The following is a 6,029-nucleotide window of genomic DNA, read 5'->3' on the forward strand; positions in this document are numbered from 1 at the left end:
AAATTAAACTAAAAACTATTAAAAATGAAAAAACAAATCTTATCAATATTGGTACTATCAGTACTATTTATTTCTTGTAAAGAAAAAGCAAAAGAAGAAAAAAAAGAAGTAGAAGTTAAAACAGAAATGCAACAAATAGCTGATGCTAATTATATGGCAAATACTGAAACTTCTATATTAAATTGGAAAGGATTTAAACCAACAGGAACGCATAATGGTACTGTAGCAATAAAAAACGGAACGTTAGAAGTGAAAGAAGGGAAATTAGCTGGTGGAAACTTTGTGTTTGACATGAATTCTATTACTGTTTTAGATTTACCTGCAGACGATGAATACAATGCGAAATTAAAAGGACATTTAGAAAGTGGAGACTTTTTTGATGTTGCAAACAATCCAACAGCTATATTTAAAATTACAAGTGTTAACGGTGATTTAGTGAAAGGAGACTTAACTGTTAAAGGAATTACCAAAAGTATTGAATTTCCTGCAACATTAACTGCTTCAGCTAATGGAATAAAACTTGCTGGCGCAACTTTTCAAATTGACAGAACTGAATTTGATATTCAATACAAATCACAAAAATTCTTCGATAATTTAAAAGATAAATTTATTAATGATGAATTTGAAATTTCTTTTGAAGTGAATGCATCAAAATAAATGTTTTAATTTTGAAAATCTTTACTAAATGCTATTTTTTGGAGTGATTAACTTTAAATCAATACATTTACAATGTTATTAACTAAAAAAGAACAACAATGAAAAAATTTGGAATACTAGTATCAATTGCATTTGTGGTATTATCGTTTTCTGCAGTATCTGCGCAAGAAAAGTATGAAGTTGATGTTGTAAATTCAACAATTATCTGGAAAGGTTATAAACCAACAGGCGCACATAATGGAACAATTGCCTTGCAATCTGGATCAATTCTAATGCAAGATCAATATATTGCTGGAGGGTTATTCTCTGCTGATATGGCTTCAATTAAAGATGCTGATGGAAGTGCGAAATTAGAAGGACATTTAAAATCTCCAGACTTTTTTGAAGTTGAAGCTTTTCCAACTGCAAAATTTTCAATTAGTCAAGTTGAAATGGATGAAAATGGAGCAGCGACAATTAAAGGTAATATCACTATTAAAGGAATTACAAAAGAAATTTCTTTGTTAGGAAATGTTACAAAAACTGATGCTTCAGTTACTTTAAAGAGTGCTGTTTTTCAAATTAACAGGGCAGATTTTAATGTAAAATTTAAATCAAAAACATTTTTTAACGACTTAAAAGATAAGTTTATAAATGATGAATTTGATTTGCAAGTTACAATTGTAGCGAATAAATAAAAAAATAGACATAATTTGAAAAGCCTGAATTAAAATTCAGGCTTTTTTTTAGGTTAATTTATAAATGGTGTTTTCTTTAACCATACTCATTACAAAATTGCTTTGCACATTTGAAACAGATTCTAGAACAGACAGTTTATTTTTTAAAAAAAACTGATAAGATTTAATGTTTGGTGTTGCAATTTTCAACAAATAATCAAAGTTTCCTGCAATATGAAAGCAGCCAACAACTTCGGGCATTTTTTCAATAGCGCTTTCGAATTGAGTAATTAATTTTTTAGAATGTACTTGAAGTGTTACCTGACAAAAAACAACCAAATCTAAACCCACTTTTTCTCTGTTTATTTCAGCTTTATAATGCGTAATAATTCCAGATTTTTCTAAACGTTTAATCCTGTCGTAAGTTGGTGTAGAAGTTAAGCCAATTTTAAGTGCAATTTCTTTTATATTCATTTTAGAATTTTGTTGTAAAAGCATTAAAATCTGACTGTCAATTGTATCTATTTTGCCCATTTTAGTAATTTTCACTAAAATTAGTAAAAATAACTTCAATAATAGTTATATATTCTGTTATTATAAATTTTAACAGTAATAAATAGTGTTATTGGTAAATTAATCAGAATATATAATTAATATTTCTTAATTTTATATTAACAATCTAAACTAGGTATAATAATTAAAAACAGTTAGACATGAGCAATAAACCAGCAAATAACATTCAAGATTTACAATACTTTGGAGAATTTGGAGGTGTAAATCCTTCAATTTCAGATTCTGCAACCTATACTTTTTTACATGCAAAAACAATGCTCGACACTTTTGAAGGTCATGCAGAAGGTTGCTATTTATATTCACGTCATACCAGTCCAAGTAATTTATATTTAAGTGAAGCGTTGGCTGCAATGGAATTTACTGAAACTGCAAATGTTGCTGGGTCAGGAATGGGAGCAATAACTTCTGTGTTTTTGCAAGTTTGTGGAGCTGGAGATCATATTGTTTCTAGTAGAACTATTTACGGGGGAAGCTATGCATTTCTTAAAAACTTTGCTCCAAAATTTAATATCACATCATCTTTTGTTGATATTACTTCGTTAGAAGCGGTAGAAAATGCAATTACTTCAGAAACAAAAATGATTTATTGTGAGGCAATTAGCAACCCTTTATTAGAAATTGCTAACATTACTGAATTATCTAAAATAGCCAAAAAACACAATGTATTATTAGTGGTAGATAATACCTTTTCTCCTTTAATAATCTCACCACAAAAATTGGGTGCAGATATTACAATTCATAGTTTAACAAAATTTATAAACGGTACAAATGATACTGTTGGAGGTGTAGTTTGTGGAAGTCAAGAATTTATTGATAGTTTAAGGAATGTAAATAATGGAGCTGCCATGTTATTGGGACCTGTTATGGATAGTTTGCGAGCTGCAAGTATTTTAAAAAACTTAAGAACACTTCATATTAGAATGAAAAAACACAGTGAAAACGCAATGTATTTAGCTGAGAATTTTGAAGCTGACGGTTTAAAAGTTGTGTATCCAGGTCTTAAAAAGCATCCAGACCACCAATTATTTAAAACTATGTATAACAAAGAATATGGTTTTGGTGGAATTTTAACTCTTGATGTTGGTACATTAGATAAAGCCAATGAATTAATGGAACTTATGCAACATGAAAATTTAGGATATTTAGCAGTTAGTTTAGGTTTTTACAAAACGTTATTTAGCGCACCTGGAACAAGTACCTCTTCTGAAATTCCAGAAGATGAACAAGTTAAAATGGGACTTTCGGACGGTATTGTTCGTTTTTCTATTGGATTAGATAACGATATTGAACGCACTTACAGAGCCATGAGAATGTGTATGAAAAAAGTAGGTGTATTATAAAGTTATTTTCTTTTTATTTTTTCAAAGCCTCATTCATTAATTTGAATGGGGCTTTAAATTTGTGTAAACTTTCAATTTTGTGTATTATTACATTTCTAAAAATAATACATGCAAGAAAACAAGGACACTACAGAAACAGAAGATCACGATATTATAAATAATTTAGAACTTAATTTTTTTGAAGCACTTATTCCTGTAGTTGCTTTAATGTTGATGTTGGCATATAATATTTTTTATGCAGATGGTGTTTTGCTGGGTGATTACTCAAATCAATTTATTTTATTATTAGGTGGTTTAGTTGCGGCAATAGTTGGGTTTTTTAATAAAGTGAATTTTAAATCAATGGTTGCTGAAATTATTGACAACCTAAAAAGTGTTTTTATTCCAATAATGATTTTGTTTTTAGTTGGTGCATTGGCAGGAACGTGGTTGGTAAGTGGCATTATACCTGCAATGGTTTATTATGGATTACAAGTGTTAAATCCATCAATATTTTTACCAGCTTCGGTAATTATTGCCGCATTAATTTCTATTGCAACAGGAAGCTCTTGGACAACTTCTGCAACTGTTGGTATTGCATTGGTTGGTATTGGAAGTGCATTAGGTATTCCAACAGGTATGATAGCTGGAGCAGTAATTTCAGGTGCTTATTTTGGAGATAAAATGTCGCCATTAAGTGATACTACAAATTTAGCTCCTGCAATGGCAGGAACTGATTTATTTACGCATATACGGTATATGACAATAACCACTGTACCAACAATTATAATTACACTAATTGTGTTTAGTATTTTAAGTTTTAATATTGATACTTCTGGAAATGCTGATGTTAGTGGTTTACTAAATACAATTAATAGTACATTTAATATTTCACCATATTTATTTATTGTACCAGTAGCTGTAATTGTATTAATTGTTACCAAAACAAAACCATTAGTTGCACTTGGAGTTGGTGTTCTACTAGCAGCTATTTTTGCATTTATTTTTCAATCGGAGATTTTAAGTGGGTTGTCTAATTCGAATTTTAAATCAATTGTAAATGCCATATTTATTGATACTGAAATTACCACAAATAACGAAAAGTTAAACGAACTTTTTAGCGCAGGTGGAATGCAAGGAATGCTATGGACTATATTTCTTATTATTTGTGCTATGGTTTTTGGTGGAATAATGGATGCCATTGGAGCCTTAACCAGAATTACTGATGCTTTATTAAAAGTTGCTTCATCTGTATTTGGCTTATTTGCAAGTACTGTTGTAAGTTGTTTAGGTTTAAATGCAATAGCATCGGACCAATACTTGGCAATCGTAATTCCTGGAAAAATGTTTAAACAAGCCTATGAAGATAAAGGTTTAGCACCTGAAAATTTAAGTAGAAGTCTAGAAGATTCCGGAACTGTCACATCCGTTTTAATTCCTTGGAATACTTGTGGTGCTTATCAATCTACGGTTTTAGGAGTTAATGTTGCAGATTATTTTGTGTACGCAATATTTAATTGGTTAAGTCCATTTACAACGTTGTTTTTTGCTGCATTAAATATTAAAATAAAACAATTAGTTAAAGATTAACTGCGTTTTTTTAATAGTCCTTTCCTTTGGAAAGGATTTAGGAAAGAATTTTAAATAAAGAAATTCCAAACCAAACCAAATCGAACTGTTAAATCTCGGTAAGGATAATTTGGAGCACTATAATAATTTCTTCCTGTAAAACCAGCTCCAAAGTTCTCAACTTTTAAAAAAATGCGTGTTCTCTGCACTTGCATATTAAAAAAGAAATCTAAGATAGGATAGTTACCTATTTCAGTTTCATTTTGCAGTACAAATTCACTTAAAAGCGGATTGTAGGCATTAGATTTAAATGCTGTAAAGTATTTAAAAGTAACACCAGTTTGTAAATAAAGTGGTTTTCCTTTAAAAACATAATTTGCATAATACAAAGTATTTCTTGTAACTATTTGTGGTACATGAAAAAATGATTCACCTTCTAAAACATTCTGATACATTACTGTATTGTCTAAGGTAAAGTTTCTAAATGTAAAATACTGATTGGCTTTTACTTTTATATAATTTAAAGTTTCTTTGGCTTGAGTTGGACGAGAAATTGTATCAAAATAGGTGTAATTATCTATTAAGTTATAGGAAGCATTGATACTTCCCCACTTATTTAATTTAAACTCAATACCAGCATTTTTCAGCTCTTCATTGTCAAAATTATTTTTCCAATTGTAATCTTTAAAAGCACTTTGATACAAGATTTTATTTAAACTTGGTGATTTTGAAGTAACTTCAGCATATCCTTTAATACTAAAAACACTGTCTTTTTTATAATTTACAGATGCTTTTATAGAATTTCCGGTTAAATCTCCAGAAATAATTGAAGTTGCATCTGCATTTACGCTTAAGTTGCCAATGGTTGCTTTCCAATCTGCTCCAGCAGAAAATACATTTCCCTTTAATCTATCGGAAATTGTAATGGTGTCTAAAAACAAAACACTATTGTAATGATAATTGTATTTGTAATGATTTGCTTTTGCTCTTAGAGTTCCGGTATATGGCGTATATAACTCTAAATAGAGCTGGTTTTCCATATTTTGATAAGAAGTGTGATCTTGAATAGAAGTTTCATAAGAGTCGCCAAAGACAGTTCCAGCAGCACTTTTTTTAAACCTATAATGTTTGGTCTCATACAAAAAAGCATGCCCCAACTTTATAACTAAATTATCATTAATATTTTTAATGGAATCTAATTTAGAAACTTTAACTTTTGTAGAATCTTTAGGAGGTTTATTAGAATCTTTAATGC

General features: G+C 29.6%; 6 protein-coding genes. 4 read left to right on the forward strand and 2 right to left on the reverse strand.

The genetic code is table 11. The features are described from left to right. Positions 1 to 24: 24 nt before the first annotated feature. Entirely contained in the window at positions 25 to 657 is a 633-nt protein-coding gene (locus AB1Z17_RS08685) for a YceI family protein (protein ID WP_368051412.1), read from the forward strand. 98 nt (positions 658 to 755) lie between these two features. Further along, positions 756 to 1,334, forward strand: a complete 579-nt coding sequence (locus tag AB1Z17_RS08690) for a YceI family protein (RefSeq protein ID WP_368051413.1) — start codon at positions 756 to 758, stop codon at positions 1,332 to 1,334. A 48-nt stretch (positions 1,335 to 1,382) separates the two neighbouring features. Here AB1Z17_RS08690 and AB1Z17_RS08695 read toward each other — a convergent pair whose 3' ends face one another. Next, entirely contained in the window at positions 1,383 to 1,847 is a 465-nt protein-coding gene (locus AB1Z17_RS08695) for an Lrp/AsnC family transcriptional regulator (RefSeq protein ID WP_368051414.1), read from the reverse strand. Positions 1,848 to 2,026: 179 nt separating this feature from the next. Between AB1Z17_RS08695 and AB1Z17_RS08700 the strand changes: the two genes are divergently transcribed. Both AB1Z17_RS08700 and nhaC read left to right on the forward strand, forming a co-directional pair. After that, positions 2,027 to 3,226: an aminotransferase class I/II-fold pyridoxal phosphate-dependent enzyme gene (locus AB1Z17_RS08700; RefSeq protein WP_368051415.1), complete on the forward strand. Its 1,200-nt coding sequence runs from the start codon at positions 2,027 to 2,029 to the stop codon at positions 3,224 to 3,226. A gap of 108 nt (positions 3,227 to 3,334) precedes the next feature. Continuing rightward, entirely contained in the window at positions 3,335 to 4,795 is a 1,461-nt protein-coding gene (gene nhaC / locus AB1Z17_RS08705) for a Na+/H+ antiporter NhaC (RefSeq protein WP_368051416.1), read from the forward strand. 50 nt (positions 4,796 to 4,845) lie between these two features. On the opposite strand, the gene AB1Z17_RS08710 is transcribed toward nhaC, so the two are convergent. Further along, on the reverse strand, positions 4,846 to 6,029 hold a 1,184-nt coding region (locus AB1Z17_RS08710; RefSeq protein ID WP_368051418.1), incomplete at its 5' end, for a putative porin.

Source organism: Lutibacter sp., assembly GCF_040883305.1.
Taxonomy (GTDB): Bacteria; Bacteroidota; Bacteroidia; order Flavobacteriales; family Flavobacteriaceae; genus Lutibacter.

Coding starts and splice junctions, on each gene's coding strand:
- AB1Z17_RS08700 (WP_368051415.1), top strand. CDS start 2,027: ATGAGCAATAAACCAGCAAATAACATTCAAGATTTACAATACTTTGGA.
- AB1Z17_RS08695 (WP_368051414.1), bottom strand. CDS start 1,847: ATGGGCAAAATAGATACAATTGACAGTCAGATTTTAATGCTTTTACAA.
- nhaC (WP_368051416.1), top strand. CDS start 3,335: ATGCAAGAAAACAAGGACACTACAGAAACAGAAGATCACGATATTATA.
- AB1Z17_RS08685 (WP_368051412.1), top strand. CDS start 25: ATGAAAAAACAAATCTTATCAATATTGGTACTATCAGTACTATTTATT.
- AB1Z17_RS08690 (WP_368051413.1), top strand. CDS start 756: ATGAAAAAATTTGGAATACTAGTATCAATTGCATTTGTGGTATTATCG.